The organism is Pseudomonas sp. GW822-FHT05A08 (assembly GCF_058800485.1).
On sequence record NZ_CM179511.1, the window covers coordinates 1,723,229 to 1,747,996 of the forward strand.

Consider the following 24,768-nt stretch of genomic DNA (forward strand, 5'->3'; position numbering starts at 1 on the left):
GTCCGTCGCGGACGCACGCCCCAAAGGATTGTTTATGAGCACACCGGCGAGCAACCAACTGTTCGATGCCTACTTCACCACCCGCGATATGCGCGCGGTGTTCTGCGACCAGGGGCGGGTCCAGGCCATGCTCGACTTCGAGGCCGCGCTGGCCCGGGCCGAGGCCCGGGTCGGGGTGATCCCGGCCGCCGCGGTGGCGCCGATCGAGGCGGCCTGCCGGGCCGGGCTCTATGATTTTGCCGCCCTGGGCCAGGCCATCGCCACGGCGGGCAATTCGGCGATTCCACTGGTCAAGGCCCTAGGCAAGCAGATCGCCAAGAGCGATGCCAGCGCCGAGCGTTATGTGCACCTGGGCGCCACCAGCCAGGATGTGATGGACAGTGGGCTGGTCCTGCAAGTGCGGCAGGCGCTGAGCCTGATCGACAACGACCTGGCGCGCCTGGGCGGCATCCTGGCCGCGCAGGCCCAGCGCTATGCCACCACCCCCATGGCCGGCCGCACCTGGCTGCAACATGCCACGCCGGTCACTCTCGGCATGAAGATCGCCGGCTGGCTGGGGGCGCTGACCCGCAGCCGCGAGCGTCTGGCGCAGCTCAAGCCACGCCTGCTGGTGCTGCAGTTTGGTGGGGCCTCCGGCACCCTCGCTGCCCTGGGCGAGCAGGCCCTGCCGATTGCCCAGGCCCTGGCCGAGGAGTTGCAATTGAGCCTGCCGGAACAGCCCTGGCATACCCAGCGCGACCGGCTGGTGGAGTTCGCCTCGGTACTCGGCCTGATCGCCGGCAGCCTCGGCAAGCTCGGCCGTGACATCAGCCTGCTGATGCAGACCGAGGCGGCGGAAGTCTTCGAGCCGTCGGCGCCGGGCAAGGGTGGTTCCTCGACCATGCCGCACAAGCGCAACCCGGTGGGCGCGGCGGTGTTGATCGGCGCGGCGACCCGGGTTCCCGGGCTGCTGGCGACGATGTTCAGCGCCATGCCCCAGGAGCACGAACGCAGCCTGGGGCTGTGGCACGCCGAATGGGAAACCCTGCCGGAGATCTGCTGCCTGGTGTCCGGCGCCTTGCAACAGGCGCTGCTGGTGGCCGACGGGCTGGAAGTCGACGCTGCGCGCATGGCCAGGAACCTCGACCTGACCCAGGGGCTGGTGCTGGCGGAAGCCGTGAGCATCGCCCTGGCCCAGCGCCTGGGCCGCGAGACCGCGCACCATCTGCTGGAGCAATGCTGCAAGCGCGCGGTGGCCGAACAGCGGCATCTGCGCGCGGTGCTGGGGGACGAGCCGCAAGTGACCGCCGAGCTGTCGGCGGCGGAACTGGATCGCCTGCTGGACCCGGCGCATTACCTCGGCCAGGCGCACGCCTGGGTCGAGCGCGCCGTGGCCGAACATTTAGCTTTGAACGCCTGAAGGAGACTGCCGTGGGATTCGTACAACTCGCCGATGGCGAACTGCATTACCAACTGGACGGCCCGGCCGATGCGCCGGTGCTGGTCCTGTCCAACTCCCTGGGTACCGACCTGCACATGTGGGACATCCAGATTCCGATCTTTACCAAGCACTTCCGGGTGCTGCGTTTCGACACCCGTGGCCACGGCAAATCCCTGGTCACCGAGGGCCCCTACAGCATCGAGCAGTTGGGGCACGATGTGCTGGCGCTACTGGACGCGCTGCATATCCAGCGCGCGCATTTCTGCGGCCTGTCCATGGGCGGGTTGATCGGCCAGTGGCTGGGTATCAATGCCGGCGAGCGCCTGAACAAACTGGTGGTATGCAACACCGCGGCGAAGATCGGCGACCCGTCGGTATGGAATCCACGCATCGAAACCGTGCTGCGCGATGGCCAGGCGGCCATGGTCGCATTGCGCGATGCCTCGATCGCCCGCTGGTTCACCCCGGACTTCGCCGCGGCGCACCCGGACCAGGCCAAGCTGATCACCGACATGCTGGCGGCCACCTCGCCCGAGGGTTATGCCGCCAACTGCGCGGCGGTGCGCGATGCGGATTTCCGTGATCAATTGTCGGCGATCGAGGCGCCGACCCTGGTGGTGTCCGGAACTGAAGACGCGGTCACGCCGCCCGCGGGCGGGCACTTTATCCAGGAGCGCGTGCGCGGCGCCGAATACGCCGAGTTCCATGCGGCGCACCTGTCCAACGTCCAGGCTGGCGCTGCGTTCAGCGAGCGGGTCGTGGCATTTTTGCTGGCCGACCAGCGTATTTAAGGAGCCCCCCGTGGACGAGAAACAACGTTACGCCGAAGGCATGCAAGTGCGTCGCGCGGTGCTGGGCGATGCCCATGTCGATCGCAGCCTGAGCACCCTGACCGAGTTCAACTCGGAGTTCCAGGAAATGATCACCCGGCATGCCTGGGGCGATATCTGGACGCGTCCGGGCCTGCCGCGCCATACCCGCAGCCTGATCACCATCGCCATGCTGATCGGCATGAACCGCAACGAAGAGCTCAAGCTGCACCTGCGCGCCGCCGCGAACAATGGCGTGAGCCGCGCCGAGATCAAGGAAGTGATCATGCAGAGCGCGATCTACTGCGGCATTCCGGCGGCCAACGCGACCTTCCATCTCGCCGAGTCGGTGTGGGACGAACTGGGCGTCGAATCCCGCGGCTGATAACCCACGACCTATAAACAAACGCGGCGCCGAGCAACTCGGCGCCGCTGCGTTTTCCCTGTCGGAGCGAGCTTGCTCGCGATGAACCTGAGGGTGCCGCGTTCAGCCCGTCAATACGCGCCATCGTCGACGATCATCGCGAGCAAGCTTCGCTCCTACAAAAACAAGGCCAGCCCCGGGGAACGGGGCTGGCCTTGTTTTTGGTGTGGGCGAGCGAGTGGGCTTACAGCAGGCTGATCGGGTAGCTGATGATCAGGCGGTTCTCGTCGAACTCGTTGGTGCTGAAGTCGCGGCGCATGGTCGAGTTGCGCCATTTGACGTTGAGGTTCTTGAGCGTGCCGCTTTGCACGGTGTAGGCCAGCTCGCTCTCGCGTCCCCATTCCTTGCCGTCGGTGATGGTGCCGGTGTGCACGTTGTCGCCCTTGATGTAGCGGTTCATCAGGGTCAGGCCGGGGATGCCGACCGCGACGAAGTTGTAGTCATGACGCAGCTGCCAGGATCTTTCCTGGGCGTTGTCGTAGCTGGCGTTGTAGCTGTCGTTGGCCAGGGTGCCGCCGCTGGTGCCGTTGACGCGCATCCAGGCGTTGTCGCCGGTGAGCTTCTGCAGGCCGACGTAGAAGGTGTGGCCGCCGTACTTGGCCGAGAACAGGCCCGACCAGGTCTTGTTGTCCAGGTCGCCGGCGCGAGCGCTGCCATCTTCCTTGCCGTAGAAGAAGCCGATGTTGGCGCCCAGGGTCCAGTCGCCCAGCGGCTGGCTGTGGATCAGGTTGAGGTATTGCTGGCTGTAGATGTCCTTGAGCTGGGCGTTCCACACCCCGACCTGGGTGCGCTTGTCGTTGAAGCTGTATTCGCCGCCCTGGAAGTTGAAGCGGTCGGAGGTGAAGGCCGCTTTGCCGGTCATCGACATGTCGCTCATGCTGCTGTCGTCACGCGGGCTGTTGGCGCGGAACTGGCCGCCGTAGAGGGTCAGGCCGTCGATTTCCTTCGAGGTGACCTGGCCGCCGCGGAAGGTCTGGGGCAGGGAGCGACCGTCGTCCGAGCGCAGGATCGGCAGCACCGGCATCCATTCGCCGACCTTGAGCTCGGTCTGCGACAGGCGGGCCTTGAATGCCACGCCCGTGCGGCCGAAGTGGTCGGCCGGGCGCCCGTCGTGATCCAGCGGCAATAACTGGGTACCGCCGGTGCCCTTGCCGCCATCGAGCTTCAACGAATACAGCCCCAGCACGTCCATGCCGAACCCGACGGTGCCCTGGGTGAAGCCGGACTTGGCGTCGAGGATGAAGCTCTGCGTCCATTCTTCAGCCTTGCCCTGGGCCTTGCCCGGGTTGGTGAAGTTGCGGTTGATGTAGAAGTTGCGCAGGTTCAGGTTGACCTTGGTGTCTTCGAGAAAGCCGGACTCCGCGGCCATGACCGGCAGGGCCGTGCTGGCGATGCTGACAGCCAGCAGGCTGGGCAGCAGTGAATAGGGAGTGCGAGTGGATGGCTTCATGGATCGGGCTCTCTAATTGTTAGGGGTGAGGCTGGGCGCTGCCGCAACGTCAGGTTGCAGACAAGGTTGAAACCGGGAGGGTGGAGGGAACGGAATCAGCCGGAGCGGGCAGGGCGCGGGGTCATGATGACGAACCTGTTGTTATTGGTTTTTGTAGGTGCGGGGAATGGTGCGTTGGATCAACGGCCCTGTTCAATTGGCCTTGGCGGGTTTTGGGCGATTAACGAACACAAGTGACGGCGGTCTGCGGCCCATAAAAAAACCCACCGCAAGGTGGGTTTTTTTCAAGCGTCATGCACTCAGAACAGCTTCAGTGGCGGTGCCTCTTTGCTCACTTCCGCTTGCTGCGAACCTTGCTCGTTCCAACCGCCGCCCAGGGCCTTGTACAGGTTGACCTCGCTGGTCAGCTGCGCAAGCCGGTCGGTGATCAACGCTTGCTGCGCGCTGAACAGCGAGCGCTGAGCGTCGAGGAAGGTCAGGTTGCTGTCGACACCGATGCGGTAGCGACGCTCGGCCAGGCGGTAGTAATCCTGGTTGGCATTGACGAAGTCACGCTGGGCCTGCAACTGCTGGTTGTAGGTCTGGCGTGCGGCCAGGCCATCGGAGACTTCCTGGAAGGCGGTCTGGATGGACTTCTCGTACTGCGCGACGTTGATGTCTTTCTGGATTTTCGAGTAATCCAGGCTGGCGCGCAGGCTGCCGGCGTTGAAGATCGGGATATTGATCTGCGGCGCGAACGACCAGGTGCCCGAGCCGCCCTTGAACAGGCCGCCCATATCCGGGCTCAAGGTCCCGGCATTGGCGGTCAGGCTGATACTCGGGAAGAACGCCGCGCGTGCCGCGCCAATACTGGCGTTGGCGGCTTTCAGGTTGTGCTCGGCGGCGAGGATGTCCGGACGGCGTTGCAGCAGTTCCGACGGCAGGCCGGCGGGCAACTCGCTGAGCAGGTCGGCCGACAATGGCTGCGGGCTCGGCAAGTTGGCCGGGATCGAGGTACCCAGCAGCAGGGTCAGGCTGTTTTCGTCCTGGGCCACCTGGCGGGTATAACGCGCCAGTTGTACCCGGGCGTTTTCCACCGAGGTCCGTGCCTGGCTCAGGTCCAGGGCCGAGGCCACGCCAACTTCGTTGCTGCGCGAGGTCAGGCGGTAGCTCTCCTCGTAGGCCGCCAGGGTGTCCTGGGTCAGCTTGAGCAGTTCCTTGTCGGCCTGCCAGGTCAGGTAGGCGTTGGCCACGCTGGCCACCAGGCTGATCTGCGTGCTGCGCCGGGCTTCTTCGCTGGAGAAGTAGGTCTGCAAGGCCTGCTCGCTCAAGCTGCGAACGCGACCGAACAGGTCCAGCTCATAAGCGCTGACACCCAGGGTTGCCGAGTACTGGCTGGAGATGGCCGCTTCACCGGTCTGCGACAGCCGTGCCGGGGTGCGTTGACGGCTGCCGCTGCCGTTGGCCGAGATCGCCGGGAACAGATCCGCGCGCTGGATCTGGTACTGCGCGGCGTAAGCGTCGATGTTCAGCGCCGCGACCCGCAGGTCACGGTTGTTCACCAGCGCGGTCTGGATCAGCTGCTGCAGGGCAGGGTCATGGAAGAACTGCCGCCAGCCCTGTTCGGCGGCTGCCTGGTTGGCAGCCTCCGCAGGCGAATAGGCCGGCCCTTGCGGGTATTGCGCCGCGACCGGCGCTTGCGGCTGCTGATAATCCGGTATCAGCGAGCAACCACTCAGCACGGCGGCGGTGATTGCGAGGGAGAGTAGCGACTTGCTCATTGGCCAGCCTCTTCAGGAGTTTCGGTAGGTTGCGCTTCGATTGCCTTGCGGCGGCTCATCGACGACACGGTGACGAAGAACAAAGGTACCCAGAATATCGCCAGGACAGTCGCGGTGAGCATACCGCCAATCACCCCTGTACCGATCGCATGCTGGCTACCCGAGCCGGCGCCGGTGGAGATGGCCAGCGGTACCACACCGAGCACGAAGGCCAGGGAGGTCATGACGATCGGACGCAGACGCATGCGGCAGGCTTCGATCGCCGCGTCCACCAGGCTGCGGCCCTCTTCGTGCAGTTCCTTGGCGAACTCGACGATCAGAATGGCGTTTTTCGCCGCCAGGCCGATGGTCACCAACAGCCCCACCTGGAAGTACACGTCGTTGGACAGGCCGCGCAGGCTGGTTGCCATCAGCGCACCGATGATCCCCAGCGGCACCACCAGCATGACCGCGATCGGAATCGACCAGCTTTCATACAGCGCCGCCAGGCACAGGAACACCATCAGCAGCGACAAGGCGTACAGCGCGGGAGCTTGCGAGCCCGACAGGCGTTCCTCGTAGGACAGGCCGGTCCAGGAGATACCGACACCGGCCGGCAGCTTCTTGGCGATGGCTTCGACTTCGGCCATGGCTTCACCGGTGCTGTAGCCCGGCGCCGGGGCACCCAGGACTTCCACCGCTTCCACGCCGTTGTAACGGGCCAGTTTCGGCGAACCGTAGATCCACGTGCCCTTGGCGAAGGAGGCGAACGGCACCATGGTCCCGGCGCTGTTGCGCACGTACCACTTCTTCAGGTCCTCGGGGCTCATGCGAGCGTTAGGCTGACCCTGGATGTACACCTTCTTCACCCGACCGCGGTCGATGAAGTCGTTGACGTAGCTACTGCCCAGGGCAATCGACAAGGTGTTGTTGATGTCGGAGATGGTCACGCCCAGGGCGCTGGCCTTCTCGTCATCGATTTCCAGCTGGTACTGCGGCTCGTCGTTCAGGCCGTTCGGACGCACCTGGGACAGGATCTTGCTTTGCGCCGCCATGCCGAGGAACTGGTTGCGCGCTTCCATCAGTTTCTCGTGGCCGATACCGGCGCGGTCCTGCAGGAACACGTCGAAACCGGTGGCGTTACCCAACTCCAGTACCGCCGGCGGGGCGAAGGCGAACACCATCGCGTCACGGAAGCTGAAGAAGTGCTGCTGGGCACGGGCGGCCAGGTTGAACACGCTGTTTTCCACGGAGCGTTCGTCCCACGGCTTGAGCATGATGAACGCCATGCCCGAGCTCTGGCCACGACCGGCGAAGTTGAAGCCGTTCACGGTGAAGACCGAGGCCACGGTGTCCTTTTCCTTGTCCAGCAGGTAGGCGCGCATTTCATCGACTACCACCTGGGTTCGCTCGGAACTGGAGCCGGCCGGGGTCTGTACCTGGGCGAACAGTACGCCCTGGTCTTCTTCCGGAAGGAACGCAGTCGGGATGCGGGCGAACAGCCAGATCATGCCGACCACGATCAGCGCGTAGGCCAGCAGATAAGGCGCCTTGTGCCGCAGGATGTTGCCCACGCCACGCTCGTAGCTTTTGACGCTGCGGTCGAAGGTACGGTTGAACCAGCCGAAGAAGCCGCGTTTCGGCGCGGCGTGTTCGCCGTGGGGAATGGCCTTGAGCATGGTGGCGCACAGGGCCGGGGTGAAGATCAGGGCAACCAGTACCGACAGGGCCATGGCCGAGACCACGGTGATCGAGAACTGCTTGTAGATCACACCGGTGGAACCGCTGAAGAACGCCATTGGCAGCAGTACCGCCGACAGCACCAGGGCAATGCCGACCAGGGCGCCCTGGATCTGGCCCATGGACTTCTTGGTCGCTTCCTTGGGGGACAGGCCTTCCTCGGCCATTACCCGCTCGACGTTTTCCACCACGACGATGGCGTCGTCCACCAGCAAGCCGATGGCCAGCACCATGCCGAACATGGTCAGGGTGTTGATGCTGAAGCCGGCGGCCGCAAGGATACCGAAGGTACCCAGCAACACCACCGGAACGGTCATGGTGGTGATGACAGTGGCGCGGAAGTTCTGCAGGAACAGGAACATCACCAGGAACACCAGCACGATCGCTTCGACCAGGGTTTCAACCACACCCTTGATCGACTCGGTCACCACCGGGGTGGTGTCGTACGGGAATACCACTTTCATCCCTTCCGGGAAGAACGGCTCCAGGTCGCTGATGGTCTTGCGCAGGGCCTTGGCGGTGTCCAGGGCGTTGGCGCCGTTGGCCAGTTTCACGGCCAGGCCGGAAGCCGGGGCACCGTTGAACTGGGCACTGACGGAGTAGTTTTCACCCCCCAGGGCCACATCCGCGACATCGCCCAGACGCACTTGCGAGCCGTCCGCGTTGACCTTCAGCAGGATCGCCTTGAACTGCTCGGCAGTCTGCAGGCGGGTCTTGCCGATGATGGTGGCGTTCAGTTGCTGGCCTGGCAGGGCTGGCAAACCACCGATCTGGCCGGACGACACCTGGACGTTCTGCGCCGCCACGGCGGTTTTCACGTCGACCGGAGTCAGGTTGAAGTTGTTCAGCTTGGCCGGGTCGAGCCAGATACGCATGGCGTACTGGGCGCCGAACACCTGGAAGTCACCCACGCCCGCGGTCCGCGAGATCGGGTCCTGCATGTTGGACACGATGTAGTTCGACAGGTCGTCCTTGGACATGCTGCCGTCCTCGGAAACCACACCGATCACCAACAGGAAGTTCTTCACCGCCTTGGTCACGCGGATACCCTGTTGCTGCACTTCTTGCGGCAGCAGCGGGGTGGCCAGGTTCAGCTTGTTCTGTACCTGGACCTGCGCGGTGTCCGAGTTGGTGCCCTGCTCGAAGGTCGCGGTAATGGTCATGCTGCCGTCGGAGTTACTTTCCGATGACACATAACGCAGGTTGTCGATACCGTTGAGCTGCTGCTCGATGACCTGGACCACGGTGTCCTGCACGGTCTGTGCGGAAGCGCCTGGGTAGGTCACGGAGATGGCGATCGCTGGAGGCGCGATGCTCGGGTATTGGTTGATCGGCAATTTGAGGATCGATAGAGCCCCGACCAGCATGATCACCAGGGCGATTACCCAGGCGAAAATCGGACGGTCGATAAAAAATTTCGACATGGTTTACTCCCCTTTGCCGCCTGCAGCTTTGTCAGTTGCCTGTGCAGTGGCCGGGTTTTTGGCTGGAACGTTGGTCGCTTCGCTGGCTTTGACTTCGACGCCAGGTCGGACGAATTGCAGCCCTTCGGTGATCAGGCGATCACCGGCCTTCAGGCCGTCCTCGATCAGCCACTGGTTGCCGACGGTGCGGCTGGCCTTGAGCTGACGCAGTTCAACCTTGTTGTCCGGACCAACCACCAGGGCGGTCGGTGTGCCCTTGAGGTCGCGGGTCACGCCTTGTTGCGGGGCGAGGATCGCCGCGGCATTCACGCCGGCCTGCAGTTGCGCATGCACGAACATGCCGGGCAGCAGGGTGTGTTCCGGGTTCGGGAACACCGCGCGCAGGGTCACGGAACCGGTGGTTTCGTCGACCGACACTTCGGAGAACTCCAGCTTGCCGTCGAGCTTGTACTGGCTGCCGTCTTCCAGGGTCAGCTTGACCTTGGCGGCGTTGTCGCCGGCCTTCTGCAGGCGACCACTTTCCAGCTCGCGGCGCAGTTCGAGCAGTTCCACCGACGACTGGGTGACGTCGACGTAGATCGGGTCGAGCTGCTGGATGGTTGCCATGGCGGCGGATTGACCGTTGCTGACCAATGCGCCTTCAGTGACCGAAGAACGGCCGATACGCCCGGAGATCGGCGACAGCACCTTGGTGTAGCGCAGGTCGATCTGGGCGCTCTGCAGCGCGGCTTCCGATTGCAGGCGGTTGGCGACGGCGGTGTCGTATTCCTGGCGGCTTACGGCTTGCTCGTCGACCAGCTGCTTGTAGCGATCGGAGATCGACTTGGTCGATTGCAGGTTGGCCTGGGCGCTCTTGAGGGTCGACTCATAGACCGACGGATCGATCTGATAGAGCTGCTGACCTTCCTTGACGTCGCCGCCTTCCTTGAACAGACGCTTGAGAATGATGCCGTTGACCTGAGGACGGACTTCGGCGATCCGGAACGCAGTGGTGCGCCCTGGAAGCTCGGACGTCAGGGTAAAGGCTTGAGGTTGCAGGGTGACTACGCCGACCTGAGGGGCTTGTGGGGCGGGAGCCGCCTCTTCCTTTTTACATCCGCTGAGCAGCGATGCCAGGGCGACGGCAGTGACCAGAGCGGTAACAGCTGGCTTGAGTTGCATGAAGATCCTCGGGTCAGGCGCGCAAAATGCGCACTCGAAAAGTGGAAGGGTAAAAAACGGGTGCTGAGTGGATAAGTAGCTTGCTAAGGAATATACTTACGTTCATGGTTGTTTGTAAATACCTTGGCGGCGTACCCATTCGGTTACAAAAGCCGTTGCAAACGTTGAATTGTAGGCTGGGCAAACGGCACCCGAGATGCCGTTCCATATTTATTCAGATGAGCTTCATGCATCGCTGAAACATCCTGATCGAGGTTTACTGCCATGGTCCGTCGTACCAAAGAGGAAGCTCAAGAAACCCGCAAACAGATACTCGAGGCGGCCGAAAAAGCCTTCTATGAGCGCGGTGTGGCGCGTACCACCCTGGCCGATATCGCGACTTTGGCCGGTGTCACGCGTGGAGCTATTTACTGGCATTTCAGCAACAAGGCGGATCTGGTACAGGCCATGCTCGATACCTTGCGCGAGCCGCTGAATGAAATGGCCAGGGCCAGTGAAGACGAAGAAGAAGTCGATCCGCTGGGGTGCATGCGCAAGCTGCTGATTCATTTGTTTCATCAAATTGCCCTGGACCCGAAAACCCGACGCATTAATGAGATTTTGTTTCACAAGTGCGAAATCACCGATGAAATGTGCGACATGCGGCGCCAGCGTCGCGCGGCCAGCCTGGATTGCAACGTGCATATCGAGCTGGGGTTGCGCAATGCCGTGAAGCGGGGACAACTGCCCGAGAACCTCGATACTGCCCGGGCGGCCATCAGCATCCACGCCTATATTGATGGCATTCTTTATCAGTGGCTGTTGGCGCCGGACAGTTTCGAACTCCATAAGGAAGCGGAGCGCTGGATCGATACCGGATTGGACATGCTGCGCCTGAGTCCCAGCCTGCGTAATTGAGACAAAATGCGGAATTACGTCGGCAGATGTCAACGTTTGCGCGTTATAAAACGCGATGTTTCATTCGTCACGGCTCACCGGGATGCCTTTATATACGTGCCGACCTTATCTTGATAGATAGCGAGCTACGTATTTTGTAGGGAAATTGTTGCGAGTATGTGAATGAGTGTGAGTACCGCGGCTTACAAGGGCACCGAGCAACCGGTCAAAGGTATAGCACTGATTTGCCTGGCGGTTTTGCTGTTCGCCAGTCATGACACCCTGTCCAAATACCTGTCCGGGTTCTATCCCATCGTCATGGTGGTCTGGGCCCGGTATGTGGTGCACACGCTGTTGATGCTGGTGGTGTTCGTGCCGCGCAGCGGTTTCTCCGCCGTGGTGCGTACCAAGCGTCCGGGCCTGCAACTGTTGCGCGCCTTGTGCCTGATCGGCACCAGCCTGTTTTTCACCACCGGCCTGCGTTATATCCCCCTGGCCGAGGCCACCGCGGTCAACTTCCTCGCGCCTTTGCTGGTTACCGCCTTGTCCGTGCCGCTGCTGGGCGAGCGGGTGACCCGCAGCCAGTGGCTGGCGGTGCTGGCCGGTTTCGTCGGGGTATTGATCGTGATTCGTCCGGGCGGCGCCTTGTTCACCCCGGCGATCCTGCTGCCGCTGTGCTCGGCCTTGTGTTTCGGCTTCTATCAGTTACTCACCCGCAAGCTCAGCGGTGTCGACAGCCCCACCACCAGCAACTTCCTCACCGGGATTCTCAACAGCCTGATCATGAGCGCGGCGCTGCCGTTCTTCTGGAGCACGCCGACCCTGGGGCATGCCCTGTTCATGATCGGCCTAGGGACCTGCGGCATGCTCGGCCACCTGTTGCTGACCCAGGCTTTCCGCCATGCAGCGCCGGCGATGCTGGCGCCATTCAGCTACGGGCAGATCCTGTTCGCCGGCATGTACGGCTACCTGATTTTCGATCACACCCCGGACAGCTTCGCCATAGTCGGGATCGCGGTGATCTGCCTCAGCGGCCTGGCCGTGGCCTGGGGCCAGCGCAAACGCGGCTGATCGCGCCCCACCTTCAGGTGAACGTGCATGAAAAAGCCCCGGCTCTTGCGAATCCGGGGCTTTTTTATTGAGGCCTGTTACAGCGTCGGGTAGTCGATATAGCCGACCGGGCCCTTGGCGTAGAACAGCTCGGGACGCGCGTCGTTCAGCGGCGCATCGGCCTTCAGGCGGGCCGGCAGGTCCGGGTTGGCGATGAAGGGCACACCGAAGGCCACGGCATCGGCCTTGCCGCTGGCCAGCCAGGCGTTGGCGCTGTCCTTGGTGAAGCGTTCGTTGGCGATGTAGGGGCCGCCGAAGGCTTCTTTCAGTTGTGGGCCGAGGCTGTCGGCGCCTTCTTTTTCGCGCGAGCAGATAAAGGCGATACCGCGTTTGCCCAGCTCGCGGGCGAGGTAGGTGAAGGTTTCCGAGAGGTTCTCATCGCCCATGTCGTGCAAGTCGGCACGGGGCGACAAGTGCACGCCCACACGGCCGGCGCCCCAGACTTCAATCGCCGCGTCAGTCACTTCCAGCATCAGCCGCGCACGGTTTTCCAGGGAGCCGCCGTACTGGTCGGTGCGCTGGTTGGTGGAGCTTTGCAGGAACTGGTCGAGCAGGTAGCCGTTGGCGCCGTGGATTTCCACGCCGTCGAAGCCGGCGGCCTTGGCGTTCTCGGCACCGACGCGGTAGGCGTCGACGATGTCGGCGATTTCAGCGGTTTCCAGGGCACGCGGGGTCGGGAAGTCGGCCAGCGGACGCACCAGGCTGACATGGCCCTTGGGCTGGATGGCGCTGGGCGCGACTGGCGCTTCGCCGTTCAGATAGCTCGGATGGGAGATCCGGCCCACATGCCACAGTTGCAGGAAGATCTTGCCGCGCGCGCCATGAACGGCCTTGGTCACGTTGCTCCAGCCGCGCACCTGGTCGTTGGACCAGATGCCCGGGGTGTCCGGGTAACCCACGCCTATTGGGGTCACCGAGGTGGCCTCGCTGAGGATCAGGCCGGCGGAGGCGCGTTGTACGTAGTACTCGGCCATCAGCGCGTTCGGCACGCGGCCTTCGTCGGCGCGGCAGCGGGTCAGCGGCGCCATGATGATGCGGTTGGCCAGCTCGAGGTCGCCGAGTTTGATCGGATCGAAAATAGTCGTCATGGAATACACCCTTCTATAGATGAACGTATCAGTTGGTGGCAGGAGCCAGTTCGGCATTGCCGCCCTGGCGAAAGGTAATCAGCGTCACCAGCAGGGCCAGGACCGCCAGCGCGGCGGCCGCCAACGGCACGTTGACCAGGCCGTAGCCGTGGGCGATGACGCTGCCGCCGACCCAGGCGCCCAGGGCGTTGCCGATGTTGAAGGCGCCGATGTTCAGCGTGGACACCAGGTTCGGCGCGGCCTTGCCGAAGGTCACCACGTTGACCTGCAGGGCGGGCACCGCGGCGAAGCAGGCGGTGGCCCAGAGGAACAGGGTGACTTCGGTGGGGATCAGCGCGACGCTGGTCCAGGTCAGCACGGAGCTGGTCACGGCCATGGCGATCAGCACGCCGACCAGGGTTCCCGACAGGCTCTTGTCGGCCATCTTGCCGCCGATGATGTTGCCCAGGGTCAGGCCCAGGCCGATCAGCACCAGGGTCCAGGTCACGCCCTGGGGCGAGACGCCGGTCACCTCGCCCAGCAGCGGGGCGACATAGGTGAACAGGGTGAACACCGAGGCGGAGAACAGCGCGGTCATGCTCAGCGACAGCCAGATCCCGGCGCCCTTGAGGGCGATCAGTTCCGAACGCATGTCGAGCTTCTCTTCGTCGCGCTTGGCGGGCAGGAAGCGGATCAGGCCGATCAGGGCAATCACGCCGATCACGGTCACCGCCCAGAAGGTCGAGCGCCAGCCGGCCTGCTGGCCCAGGGCGGTGCCCAGCGGTACGCCGAGCACGTTGGCCAGGGTCAAGCCGGTGAACATCAGGGCCACGGCGGAGGCACGCTTGTTGGCGGGCACCAGGCCTGCCGCGACCACCGAACCGATACCAAAGAAGGCGCCATGGCACAGGGCGGTGACCACACGGGCGAACATCAGCACGTCGTAGTCACTGGCCAGCGCACACAGCAGGTTGCCGACGATGAAAATCCCCATCAACGCCACCAGGGCGGCCTTGCGCGGCAGCCTGGCGGTGGCCAGGGCCATGAACGGCGCGCCGATCGCCACGCCCAGGGCGTAGCCGGTCACCAGCCAGCCGGCGCCGGGGATCGACACACCCAGGTCGTTCGCCACATCGGGCAGCAGGCCCATGATGACGAACTCGGTGGTGCCGATGGCGAAGGCGCTCAAGGCCAGGATGAGAAGCGAGAGGGGCATTGTCGGGTCCTTGTCAGTCTTTGATGCGAAGTTCTGCGGTCAGCTTCTCGAGGAAGGCCTGGATCACATCTTCGTTGCGTTTGAAAAAGTGCCATTGGCCGGCTTTCTGGCTGCTGATCAGGCCGGCCCGCTGCAAGGTCGCCAGGTGCGCGGAGACGGTCGACTGCGACAGGCCGCAGCGTTGGTCGATCTGTCCGGCGCAGATGCCGTACTCGTGGTTGTGGGTCTGATCGGGGAACTGGACCTTCGGGTCCTTGAGCCAGATAAGGATGTCTCGTCGTACTGGGTGCGCCAGGGCTTTTATTATTTCGTCGAGGTCGATGGACATGGCGGTGCTCGTTTTCCGTAAAACGTTATATCGCGATGAGGCGAACTTTAAATCGCTATTTCGCGATATACCAATATGATTTTGATCTGAGATCAGCGTTAATCGGTATATCGGGTTATAACGATATGTTAGGCGCGGTGCTAAGCTGCGCGAATGAATTATCTCGCACATCTGCATCTCGGCGGCCAGCGCCCCGGTCAATTACTCGGCAGTTTGTATGGCGACTTTGTCAAAGGGCGCCTGCAGGGCCAGTTCGACCCGGAAATCGAGGCGGCGATCCAGCTGCATCGCAGCATCGATATCTTTACCGACCGCCATCCGTTGGTGGGCGAGTCGCTGTCGCGTTTTTCCCTGACCCGCCGGCGTTATGCCGGCATCGTGCTGGACGTGTTTTTCGACCACTGCCTGGCCCGGGACTGGGCGCTTTATGCCGACCGGCCGTTGGAGTTGTTCACTTCGGATGTGTACCGGGTGCTGGCGGCCGAACCCCGGTTGCCTGGGCGTCTGGCGCAGATCGCACCGCATATGGCCGCCCATGACTGGCTGGGTTCCTACCGCGAGTTCGAGGTGCTGGAGCAGGTGTTGCGGGGGATTGCCCGGCGCCTGTCACGCCCGGAAGAACTGGCGGCGGCGATGGGCGAGCTGGAGCGGCTGTATCAGCCGTTGAGCGAAGACTTCCGGGCGTTCTACCCGCAGTTGCAGGCATTCGCCGCGCAACATATGCAGCCGCGGTAGGAGCCGGCAAGGCCGGCTCCTCCAGGCTCAGGCAGCGATCAGGTCGCCGGCACGCCGTGGTTCGGCTGGCTGGGCGATGTCGCCAAACAGAACCTTCTGCACCGCCTGTTGCGCCTGGAACGCCAGCGCGGCGCGCTCCTGGCCCTGACAGGCAATCGGCTGCAGCAAATGGATTTCCACCCGGCCCTGATCGTTGGCGAACAGGCGCATCAGGTGCGACAGCAAGTCGTCGTCGCCGATGAACGGCGCCAGCGGATCGATATCGCCATCGCGCAGGTAACGAATGGCCACCGGCTGCAACGCCACATCGGCGTCGATGGCGCTGGCCAGCAGGCGACCGTGGAACGTACGCAAGCTGCGGCCGTCGGTGGTGGTGCCTTCTGGGAACATCAGCAGCGGGTGGGTCTGCTGCAGATGGCGGGTCATCTGCTTGCGGATCAACTGGCTGTCGCCCGAACCGCGGCGGATAAACAGGCTGCCCGCCTTGGCGGCCAGCCAGCCGGCGACCGGCCAGGTGCGCACTTCGGCCTTGGACAGGAACGACAGCGGTGTCAGTGCGCCGAGCAACGGGATATCGGTCCAGGACACGTGATTGCTGACCCACAGCATCGGCTGCTTCGGCACCTCGCCGTGCACCGTCACGCCGAAGGGCAGGGCATTGCTCAGGCGCGCCATGAAAAAGCGCGACCAGCGCTGGCGCCGGACCATGGAATGGGCGACGCCCAGGCGCTCGAACACGCCGAACACACTGGCCATGCTCAGGCCCAGCGCCACCACCAGCAGCACCCGGGCGATGCGCCCGTAGACCCGTAGCCGGCGCATCACACGGCCGCCTTGAAGTGACGGGCGTAGCGCGGGCACAGCTCATCGCGCTTGAGCAGGATGAACACGTCGGCCACCTGGAAATCCTGGTCCCAGCACGGCTCGCCGCAGATCTTCGCGCCCAGGCGCATATAGGCCTTGAGCAGCGGCGGCATTTCGGCGATGACGTTGGACGGGATATCGAGGTTCGGCAGCGGGTTCTTCGGTTCGGCGCGCAGGTGCTCGGTGCACAGGTAGCGTTCGCGCAGGCGCTGCATGATCGCGTGGGCCTGCACGCCGCCGTCCTGCATCGGGATACTGGCGCAGCCCATCAGGTAGCTGTAGCCGCCCTGGTTGAGCACTTCGGCCAGCTCGCCCCAGAGCACGGCGATGGTGCCGCCGTTGCGGTAGGCCGGGTCGACGCAGGTCCGGCCGATCTCGAGGATCGGGCCCTTGAGCTGGACCAGGCCGTGCAGGCTGAATTCTTCTTCGCTGTAGAAGCGCCCCAGGCTGCTGGCGGCCTGGTGGTCGAGCAGGCGGGTGGTGGCGACCAGGCGGCCGCTGTTCAAGTCACGCACGCCGATGTGGCTGCAGTGGACATCATAGTCATCCATGTCCAGACCCAGTTCCGCGCCTTTCAGTTTGGCGTTGAACTCGCCGCTGAAGACGTTGAAGCGCAGGGCCTGGGCTTCTTGCAGGGCCGCGGCGCCCACCAGGCGCTCGGCTTGCAGGCGGCGTTCATTGCCGGTGTCGCTGATGCGGGCGATCTGAGTCATTGTGAATCTCCGTGCGGGCCACTGACCCGCCTTGGGTTGCAGCCGATCGACTTTGTTGTGCAAAGTCAGGCTATGTAGCCCCGGTGTCATCGCCATGAAGCTTTGGTGATGCTTATATGACAGCCCCTGAGGACCCGCTTATGCCCTGGCAAGCCCTGCTGCACAGCCGTCGCCGACTGCCCGCCCACCTGGACCTGGCCGAAGGTTATGCCGCGTTGTTGGAGGAGCTGGGGCCAGTGACGCCCTTCGAACTGGCGGTGCGCGGCGGACGGTTGATGGCCACCCCGGGTCTGGCCTTCCTGGTGGGCTACCAGGCGGCCTTGCGCATGCTCTGGCCCAGCGCGCCGCTGAGCCTGGGTGCGCTGTGCGCCACCGAGCAGCGCAGCCTGCGCCCGGCCGACATGCAGACCCGCCTGCAGGACCTGCACCTGAACGGGCGCAAGGATTTTGTCACCGCCGGCGATGCCGCCGACTGGCTGCTGATCGCCGCCCGCTGCGAAGCGCCAGGCGAGTCGCCGCGCCTGAGCCTGGCGGTGGTCCATGCTGGCGAGCCCGGGGTCAAGGTCGACAAGCTGCCGGCGATCCCGCTGATGCCGGACATCAGCCACGGCCGCCTGCAACTGGATAACGCCCTGTGCGAGCTGTTGGCGGGCGACGGTTGGGATGCCTACGTCAAACCCTTCCGCACCCTGGAAGACATCTATGTACTCAGCGCCATGACCGCCTGGCTGTATGGCGTCGGCCAGGACAACGACTGGCCGCAGACCCTGCTCCTGCAATTGCTGGCCTTGCTCGCCGGTTGCGCGGAAGTCAGCCGGCAGAACCCCTCGCTGGGCAGCGGGCATGTGTTGCTGGGTGGCCTGTTCGCCCAGTTTGACGGGCTCAAACCGGCCCTTGAGCAGGCCTTTGCCGATGGCCCGCCGCAATGGGCAGAATTGTGGAAGCGCGATCGGGCGGTGCTGGACCTGGCGGCGGGGGCGCGGAGCAAACGCCTGGCCAAGGCGCTGGCTCTATAAATAGAAGGGAGTCGCGGGAGCGCCGGCCGGACAAAAACTGTCATCTCCCTGGTCTACCCTCAGCGGGTTCCCTTGCCCGAGTTCCCGCCATGCTCAAAGGCTCGACCCTGCTGCTTGCGTTGCTGTTGATGCTCCCACCCGCCTGGGCCGAGAACTGGCCCGGCGCGCAATGGAGCAAGGGCCCCGCGGCCAGCGGCCCGGCCCTTGAGGCATTGGAGGCCTATGCCTTCGCCCCCCGCAACGACGCGACCCGCCTGGGCATCCGCAGCGACGCCTTGCTGGTGATCCGCGACGGCCAGTTGATCTATGAGCGTTACGCCGGCCCGACCAACGCCGACACCCCGCACCTGACCTGGTCCATCAGCAAGAGCCTGTTGGCCGCGGTGCTGGGCGTGGCCTATGGCGAAGGGCGTTTCCAGTTGCAGGACAAGGCCGTCCGCTTTCTTCCGGCGTTGCGCCAGCACCCGGATATCCGCATGGCCGACCTGCTGCACTGGGCCTCGGGCCTGGACTGGCAGGAGGATTACGAGTACGCGCCCCTCAAGTCCTCGGTGGTGGCCATGCTCTACACCCGCGGCCACGGCGATATGGCGAGCTTTACCGCCGAGCACCCGGCCTTCAGCCCGCCGGGGCAGGTGTTTCGCTATTCCAGCGGCGACAGCAACCTGCTGTCGGCGGCCCTGAAAGGCATGCTGGGCGCCCAGCGTTATGCCGATTACCCGTGGCAGGCGCTGTTCGAGCCCCTGGGCATTACCCACGCCGTGTGGGAAAGCGACGCCACCGGCACCTTCGTCGGTTCCTCCTATGCCTACCTCACTGCCCGCGATCTGGCGCGGGTCGGTTTGTTGATGCTGCGCGACGGGCGTTGGGGCGAGCGCCAGTTGCTGCCCAGGGACTGGGTCGAGTTCAATCGCACGCCGTTCGCCGGTTATCAGGCCAATCAGGACGAGTTGGTGCCTGGCGGCCATTGGTGGCTCAACCGCGCCGTTGGCGGAGCTCCGCCGCCCTGGCCGGATGCGCCAGCCGATACCTTCGCGGCACTGGGGCATTGGGGGCAGGCGTTGTACGTGATCCCCAGCGCCGGGCTGGTGATCGTGCGTTATGCCGACGACCGCGACGGCAGCTATAGCCACAACACATTGCTCAAGCTGGCCCAGGCGGCCTTCGCCCGGCAGGTGCAGCCATGAGCCGGCATCCATGGCTCCTGCGCCATCCCTTTGCCGGCCTGCTGTTGCTGGCGCTGTTGGTCTTGCTCGGCTGGGGCTGGAGTGAGCGGGTCGCCCTGCGGGCCTTCCCGGACATCCTCAGCGCCTACAGCGCCAAGGAGTACTGCTCCTGCCGGTACGTGATGCACAACGCCGCCGAGTACTGCGAAGGTTATGTGCAGCAGTACCTGCCACTGAAAAGCCTGCAGGACGATGCCGAGCACAAGCGGGTCAGCGCCAGCGGCCTGGGACGCAGCCACAGCGCGGTCTGGCTGGGCGAACGCCAGGGCTGTCGACTGGAACCCTGAACGGCACCGCGTAAAGATCGGTAATCCTTTCCCGGGGCTTCCAGCCCCATGCTTATTGGCTCCCCACACAAGGTTCCACCCTGTGGAACCACATTTGATTGTCGCGGGCGACGGCTCGCGGTTATCTGAGGGCACGCCGCGATCACGCCTTGCCGCACCGTGAGACGCTCCGAAAAAAGAACGGGATTACACCCGGCCCGAGGAGATACGTCATGACCCGTTTCCCGCATATCTTTGCCTGGCTCGACGACGTCGCCAGCGACCTGCGCGCCGTGCGCCAGGACATCCACGCCCATCCCGAGCTCGGTTTCGAGGAGAACCGCACCTCGGCGCTGGTCGCCCGCTCCCTGGAGGAGTGGGGTTACCAAGTGCATAGCGGTATCGGCAAGACCGGCGTGGTCGCTGTGCTGCGCAATGGCAATAGCCCGCGCAGGCTTGGCCTGCGCGCCGACATGGACGCCTTGCCGATCATCGAGAACAGCGGCGTGGCCTACAGCAGCCGCCACCGCGGTTGCATGCATGCCTGCGGGCACGACGGCCACACCGCCATGCTCCTCGGCGCGGCGCGTTACCTGGCGGCCACGCGCCAGTTCGACGGCACCCTGACCCTGATTTTCCAGCCGGCCGAAGAAGGCCAGGGCGGCGCCGAAGCGATGCTCGCCGACGGCCTGCTGGAGCGTTTCCCCTGTGATGCGCTGTTCGGCATGCACAACATGCCGGGGCTGCCGGCCGGTCACCTGGGCTTTCGTGAAGGGCCGATGATGGCCTCCCAGGACCTGCTCACCGTGACCCTTGAAGGCGTGGGCGGGCATGGCTCGATGCCGCACCTGACGGTCGACCCGCTGGTGGCGGCGGCCAGTGTGGTGATGGCCTTGCAAACCGTGGTGGCGCGCAACATCGATGCCCAGGAGGCGGTGGTGGTGACGGTCGGTGCGCTGCAGGCCGGCGAGGCGGCCAACGTCATCCCGCAACAGGCGCTGCTGCGCCTGAGCCTGCGGGCGCTGAACGCGCCGGTGCGCGAGCAGATGCTCGAACGGGTCAAGGCGATCATCCACACCCAGGCCCAGAGCTTTGGCTGCTCGGCCAGCATCGAACACCGCCCGGCCTATCCGGTGCTGGTCAACAGCCCGGAGCAGACCGAATTCGCCCGCCAGGTCGGGGTGGCGCTGCTGGGCGAGCAGGCGGTCGACGGCAATACGCGCAAGCTGATGGGCAGTGAAGACTTCGCCTGGATGCTGCAACGCTGCCCCGGCAGCTACCTGTTCATCGGCAACGGCCTGTCCCGGCCGATGGTCCACAACCCCGGCTACGACTTCAACGACGATATCCTGCTGACCGGCGCCGCCTATTGGGCCGCGCTGGCCGAGAGCTGGCTCGAGCCGGCCTGAGTTTTCCCTTTCTTCTGCCGCTGAATCGGGCGCCGTGGCGCCCGGCACTTCCCATAAGGGCCCGACTCGTTACCCGAGAGGCCCGACAAGAATAGAAGGACAGCGCTCATGCACACCTCGAGTTCCAGTGTTTCGCGTACCCGGCAAGTGGTCGCCGCGGTGATCGGCAACGCCCTGGAGTGGTACGACTTCATCGTCTACGGCTTTCTGGCCAGCATCATCGCCCGGCAGTTTTTTCCCTCCGACGACGAATACGCCTCGTTGCTGATGGCCCTGGCCACCTTCGGCGTGGGCTTTTTCATGCGCCCGGTGGGCGGCATCCTGCTGGGCATGTATTCCGACCGCAAAGGCCGCAAGGCCGCCATGCAACTGATCATCCGCCTGATGACCGTCTCCATCGCCCTGATCGCCTTTGCCCCCAACTACGCGGCCATCGGCATGGGCGCGCCGCTGATGATCGTGGTCGCGCGGATGCTGCAGGGCTTCGCCACCGGCGGCGAATACGCCAGCGCCACGGCCTTCCTGGTGGAAAGCGCGCCGGCGCACCGCAAGGGCCTGTATGGCTCCTGGCAATTGGTCGGGCAATGCCTGGCGGTGTTCTCCGGGGCGGCGATGGTGGCGTTGGTCACCCATCTGTTCTCGCCCGAGGACCTCGATCTGTGGGGCTGGCGCCTGCCGTTCGTCATCGGCTTGCTGATCGGCCCGGTGGGCCTGTGGATCCGCAAGTACATGGAGGAGCCGGAAGCCTTCGTCGAGGCTCGCAGGCAGGTGCGCGGCAACGGCCCGGGCCTGATGCAGGTGCTGCGCGAGCACCGGCGCAGCATCCTGGTGTCCATGGGCCTGGCCTGCGGGGCGACGGTGTCGTTCTACGTGGTGCTGGTGAACATGCCGACCTTCGCCCACAAGAACCTCGGCTTGCCGCTGGACCAGGTGTTGCTGGTGCAGATGTTCGCGGTGGCGCTGATGACGGTGGTGATTCCATTGTCCGGCGCTCTGTCGGACCGGCTGGGGCGGCGCCCGGTATTGCTGGCCTTCACCCTGGCGTTTTTCGTCATGGTGTACCCGCTGTATGTCTGGGTCGCCGCGGCGCCCTCGATCGAGCGGCTGCTGGTGATGCAGGTGCTGCTGTGCAGCGCCATCGGCGGCTTCTTCGGCCCGGCGCCGACGGCACTGGCCGAACAGTTCCCGGTGCAGGTGCGTTCCACCGGGGTATCGGTGGCCTACAACGTGGCGGTCATGGTCTTCGGCGGCTTCGCCCCGCTGATCGTGACCTGGCTCAGCAAGGTGCTGGGCACCCCGGTGGCCCCGGCGTTTTATGTCTTGTTTGCCTGCGTGTTGACGCTGCTGGGCACTTATTGCCTGCATGAGGCACCCAAAGAGAAGAAACCGAGCACACTGAATTTCGGGGTGAAGCCTTGATGGATATCGCAATACAAGACCTTGGACCCATTGTCGAGCTGGGCGCCGTCGAGCTGTCCCGGGCGATCCACGCCCGCAGGTTTTCCTGCCGCGAAGTGATGTCGGCCTACCTGGACCGGATCGAGCGCTGCAACCCCCGGGTCAATGCCCTGGTGTCGTTGCGCGAGCGCCAGGTACTGCTGGCCGAGGCCGAGGCGCGCGACCGCCATCTGGACCGGGGCCAGTCCCTGGGCTGGATGCACGGCATGCCCCAGGCAATCAAGGACCTGGCGGCCACCGCCGGGCTGCGCACGACCCTGGGCTCGCCGCTGTTCGCCGAACAGATCCCGGCCCATGACGCCATCTGCGTGGAGCGGGTCCGGGCCAGCGGGGCGATCATCGTCGGCAAGAGCAACGTGCCGGAGTTCGGCCTGGGCTCGCAGACCTACAACAAGGTGTTCGGCACCACCGGCAATGCCTACGACCCGACGTTGAATGCCGGCGGCAGCAGTGGCGGGGCGGCGGTGGCCCTGGCGCTGCGCATGCTGCCGGTGGCCGATGGCAGCGACATGATGGGCTCGTTGCGCAACCCGGCGGCCTTCAACAATGTCTTCGGCCTGCGCCCGTCTCAGGGCCGGGTGCCCCACGGCCCGGCGCCGGAGCTGTTCGTCCAGCAACTGGCCACCGAGGGCCCGATGGGCCGCAGCGTGGTCGATATCGCGCGCCTGCTGGCCACTCAGGCCGGGTACGACTCGCGGGTGCCCTTGTCGCTCAAGGACGACCCGGCGATCTTCAACGAGCCTTTGCAGCGGGACTTTCGCGGCACGCGCCTGGGCTGGCTGGGGGACTACGACGGCTATCTGGCCATGGACGATGGCGTGCTGGCGCTGTGCGAGTCGGCGCTGGGGGATTTTCGCCAGTTGGGCTGCGAGGTCGAGGCCTGCCAGCCGGCGTTTTCCATGGCGGCGCTGTGGCAGTGCTGGCTGGTGCACCGGCATTGGCTGGTCCAGGGCAACCTGGGGCCGCTGTATGCCGACCCGCAGAAGCGCCAACTGCTCAAGCCCGAGGCGCAGTGGGAAGTCGAGGGCGGGCTGCGCCTGAGCGCGGCGGATGTCTACCAGGCCTCGCAGATTCGCAGCGACTGGTACCGGGCCCTGGAGCGCCTGTTCGAACGTTACGATTTCCTGCTGTTGCCCAGCGCCCAAGTGTTCCCTTTCGATGCAGGGGTGCCTTGGCCGCGCCTTGTCGGAGGGCGGGAAATGGACACTTACCATCGCTGGATGGAAGTGGTGATCGGCCCGACCCTGGCCGGCCTGCCGAGCCTCAGCGTGCCGGTCGGCTTCAACCCGGCGGGCTTGCCCATGGGCGTGCAGATCATCGGCCCGGCCCAGGCCGACCGGGCGGTGTTGCAGCTCGGTCATGCCCACGAACAACTGACGCAGTGGGTCAGGCGCCGGCCGCCGGGTCATCCGTTGTAACCCTCGAACCGGGGTGTGCGGGTTTATCGGGCCCGCATCTTGCTGCGTAAAACGCTCATCCATCCGCTTATCAGGGAGGTCGGCATATGGCCAGCAAGGTAGAAACCGGCAGTGTGCGTTCGGTCGAACGGGCGTTGGCGATCGTCGAACTGCTGGGCCAGCACCAGGCCCTGGGCCTGGAGGAACTGCACTACCTGACGGCGCTGCCCAAGGCCACGGTGTCGCGCATGCTCCTGACGTTGCAGGAGCAGGGCTGGATCTATCGCGGCCTGAGCGACCGGCGTTACCGGCTGTGCGCCAGGCGGCTGTTCGGCGACCAGCAGCAACGCTTCAAGCGGCAACTGGTGGAGCGCGCCGCGCCCTGGTTGCAGGCGTTGAGCGAGCGCACCGGGTTGGTGGTCGACCTGTCGTGTTTCGACGGCGAGCGCCTGGAGGTCATGGAAAGTTCGATCCCGGCGGTGCTGCGCAAGCGTTATCCGCATAACTGTCAGATCGTCGGCCACTATTCGAGCCTGTTCCATTCGGCGATGGGCAAGGCGTGCCTGGCCGAGCTGGATCACGAGCAGGTCCAGCGCCTGGCCGTCCGCGAGCGGGTGCCCCAGGAGGACCAGTACCGCGCCTGCGAGCAATCCCAGCATCAGGGTTTCGGCCAGCGCACCGAAGGTTATTGGGAGTACCCGGTGCGGCTGCCGTTCCTGATCCGCGCCGTGGCCTTGCCGATTCGTGACCAGGGCCGGCTGGTGGGCAGCATGGCCCTGCACTGGCCGATGGACCAGGCGCCGGTGGAGCGGGTGCTGAGTTTGCACCTGGACAGCCTCGCGGCGACTGTCCACGATGTCGAGCGCAGCCTGTAGCCGCTGCCGCAGGCTGCAATCGGCCGGCACGGCCGTGACATTCTC

The 24,768-nt window shown here is 64.6% G+C and carries 22 protein-coding genes; 13 read left to right on the forward strand and 9 right to left on the reverse strand.

Going from position 1 to position 24,768, the window contains the following annotated elements; all coding sequences use genetic code 11:
* Positions 1-34 precede the first annotated feature (34 nt).
* From AC3RCP_RS07815 to pcaC, 3 genes are read left to right on the forward strand one after another with little or no spacing between them, the layout of a single operon-like run.
* Positions 35-1,399, forward strand: coding sequence for a 3-carboxy-cis,cis-muconate cycloisomerase (locus AC3RCP_RS07815; RefSeq protein WP_492569492.1), 1,365 nt, complete (start codon positions 35-37; stop codon positions 1,397-1,399).
* An 11-nt stretch (positions 1,400-1,410) separates the two neighbouring features.
* Positions 1,411-2,211, forward strand: a complete 801-nt coding sequence (gene pcaD, locus AC3RCP_RS07820; protein WP_101337042.1) for a 3-oxoadipate enol-lactonase — start codon at positions 1,411-1,413, stop codon at positions 2,209-2,211.
* A 10-nt stretch (positions 2,212-2,221) separates the two neighbouring features.
* Complete coding sequence (gene pcaC, locus AC3RCP_RS07825) at positions 2,222-2,614, forward strand: 4-carboxymuconolactone decarboxylase (protein ID WP_007926582.1); 393 nt, start codon at positions 2,222-2,224, stop codon at positions 2,612-2,614.
* Between the two features lie 223 nt (positions 2,615-2,837).
* Here the strand turns inward: pcaC and AC3RCP_RS07830 are convergent, their stop codons facing one another.
* From AC3RCP_RS07830 to emhA, 4 genes are all read right to left on the reverse strand, one after another.
* A complete protein-coding gene (locus AC3RCP_RS07830) occupies positions 2,838-4,103 on the reverse strand; it encodes an OprD family porin (protein WP_101337043.1) in 1,266 nt (421 codons plus the stop codon).
* A 299-nt stretch (positions 4,104-4,402) separates the two neighbouring features.
* On the reverse strand, positions 4,403-5,863 hold the full coding sequence (gene adeC / locus AC3RCP_RS07835; RefSeq protein ID WP_053259877.1) for an AdeC/AdeK/OprM family multidrug efflux complex outer membrane factor: 1,461 nt from the start codon (positions 5,861-5,863) through the stop codon (positions 4,403-4,405).
* A complete protein-coding gene (emhB, locus tag AC3RCP_RS07840) occupies positions 5,860-9,006 on the reverse strand; it encodes an efflux RND transporter permease subunit EmhB (RefSeq protein ID WP_101337044.1) in 3,147 nt (1,048 codons plus the stop codon). The genes adeC and emhB overlap by 4 nt, the downstream gene beginning before the upstream one ends.
* A 3-nt stretch (positions 9,007-9,009) precedes the next feature.
* Complete coding sequence (gene emhA, locus AC3RCP_RS07845; protein WP_009047413.1) at positions 9,010-10,167, reverse strand: efflux RND transporter periplasmic adaptor subunit EmhA; 1,158 nt, start codon at positions 10,165-10,167, stop codon at positions 9,010-9,012.
* Positions 10,168-10,431: 264 nt separating this feature from the next.
* Here emhA and emhR point away from each other — a divergent pair, with 264 nt between their 5' ends.
* Both emhR and AC3RCP_RS07855 read left to right on the forward strand, forming a co-directional pair.
* Complete coding sequence (emhR, locus tag AC3RCP_RS07850; protein WP_101337045.1) at positions 10,432-11,064, forward strand: efflux system transcriptional repressor EmhR; 633 nt, start codon at positions 10,432-10,434, stop codon at positions 11,062-11,064.
* A 162-nt stretch (positions 11,065-11,226) separates the two neighbouring features.
* Complete coding sequence (locus tag AC3RCP_RS07855) at positions 11,227-12,114, forward strand: DMT family transporter (RefSeq protein ID WP_101337046.1); 888 nt, start codon at positions 11,227-11,229, stop codon at positions 12,112-12,114.
* 77 nt (positions 12,115-12,191) lie between these two features.
* Here AC3RCP_RS07855 and AC3RCP_RS07860 read toward each other — a convergent pair whose 3' ends face one another.
* From AC3RCP_RS07860 to AC3RCP_RS07870, 3 genes are read right to left on the reverse strand one after another with little or no spacing between them, the layout of a single operon-like run.
* On the reverse strand, positions 12,192-13,241 hold the full coding sequence (locus tag AC3RCP_RS07860; RefSeq protein ID WP_492569495.1) for an alkene reductase: 1,050 nt from the start codon (positions 13,239-13,241) through the stop codon (positions 12,192-12,194).
* A gap of 28 nt (positions 13,242-13,269) precedes the next feature.
* Positions 13,270-14,436 (reverse strand): MFS transporter, encoded by a 1,167-nt coding sequence (locus AC3RCP_RS07865; protein WP_007926564.1) that lies wholly within the window; start codon positions 14,434-14,436, stop codon positions 13,270-13,272.
* Positions 14,437-14,449: 13 nt separating this feature from the next.
* Positions 14,450-14,764, reverse strand: a complete 315-nt coding sequence (locus AC3RCP_RS07870) for an ArsR/SmtB family transcription factor (protein WP_007926562.1) — start codon at positions 14,762-14,764, stop codon at positions 14,450-14,452.
* A 153-nt stretch (positions 14,765-14,917) separates the two neighbouring features.
* Between AC3RCP_RS07870 and AC3RCP_RS07875 the strand changes: the two genes are divergently transcribed.
* Positions 14,918-15,499: an acyl carrier protein phosphodiesterase gene (locus AC3RCP_RS07875; protein ID WP_007926560.1), complete on the forward strand. Its 582-nt coding sequence runs from the start codon at positions 14,918-14,920 to the stop codon at positions 15,497-15,499.
* Positions 15,500-15,526: 27 nt separating this feature from the next.
* On the opposite strand, the gene AC3RCP_RS07880 is transcribed toward AC3RCP_RS07875, so the two are convergent.
* Positions 15,527-16,321, reverse strand: a complete 795-nt coding sequence (locus AC3RCP_RS07880; RefSeq protein WP_101337047.1) for a lysophospholipid acyltransferase family protein — start codon at positions 16,319-16,321, stop codon at positions 15,527-15,529.
* Positions 16,321-17,076 (reverse strand): L-ornithine N(alpha)-acyltransferase, encoded by a 756-nt coding sequence (olsB, locus tag AC3RCP_RS07885; RefSeq protein ID WP_007926556.1) that lies wholly within the window; start codon positions 17,074-17,076, stop codon positions 16,321-16,323. The genes AC3RCP_RS07880 and olsB overlap by 1 nt, the downstream gene beginning before the upstream one ends.
* A gap of 140 nt (positions 17,077-17,216) precedes the next feature.
* On the opposite strand from olsB, the gene AC3RCP_RS07890 reads away from it, so the two are divergent.
* From AC3RCP_RS07890 to AC3RCP_RS07920, 7 genes are all read left to right on the forward strand, one after another.
* Complete coding sequence (locus AC3RCP_RS07890; RefSeq protein WP_492569498.1) at positions 17,217-18,092, forward strand: acyl-CoA dehydrogenase family protein; 876 nt, start codon at positions 17,217-17,219, stop codon at positions 18,090-18,092.
* Positions 18,093-18,181: 89 nt separating this feature from the next.
* Positions 18,182-19,279 carry a serine hydrolase domain-containing protein gene (locus tag AC3RCP_RS07895; RefSeq protein ID WP_101337049.1) on the forward strand — a complete coding sequence of 366 codons (1,098 nt, stop codon included), beginning with the start codon at positions 18,182-18,184 and terminating at the stop codon, positions 19,277-19,279.
* Positions 19,276-19,605, forward strand: a complete 330-nt coding sequence (locus AC3RCP_RS07900) for an amidase (RefSeq protein ID WP_101337050.1) — start codon at positions 19,276-19,278, stop codon at positions 19,603-19,605. Before AC3RCP_RS07895 ends, AC3RCP_RS07900 begins: the two co-directional genes overlap by 4 nt.
* Positions 19,606-19,817: 212 nt before the next feature.
* The gene (locus AC3RCP_RS07905) at positions 19,818-20,993 is read left to right on the forward strand and encodes a M20 aminoacylase family protein (RefSeq protein ID WP_492569500.1); all 1,176 of its coding nucleotides are present in this window, start codon (positions 19,818-19,820) and stop codon (positions 20,991-20,993) included.
* Between the two features lie 108 nt (positions 20,994-21,101).
* Positions 21,102-22,412, forward strand: coding sequence for a citrate-proton symporter (locus AC3RCP_RS07910; RefSeq protein WP_101337052.1), 1,311 nt, complete (start codon positions 21,102-21,104; stop codon positions 22,410-22,412).
* Positions 22,412-23,869, forward strand: a complete 1,458-nt coding sequence (locus tag AC3RCP_RS07915; protein ID WP_492569502.1) for an amidase — start codon at positions 22,412-22,414, stop codon at positions 23,867-23,869. Before AC3RCP_RS07910 ends, AC3RCP_RS07915 begins: the two co-directional genes overlap by 1 nt.
* A gap of 86 nt (positions 23,870-23,955) precedes the next feature.
* Positions 23,956-24,723: an IclR family transcriptional regulator gene (locus AC3RCP_RS07920; RefSeq protein ID WP_007927441.1), complete on the forward strand. Its 768-nt coding sequence runs from the start codon at positions 23,956-23,958 to the stop codon at positions 24,721-24,723.
* Positions 24,724-24,768 lie beyond the last annotated feature (45 nt).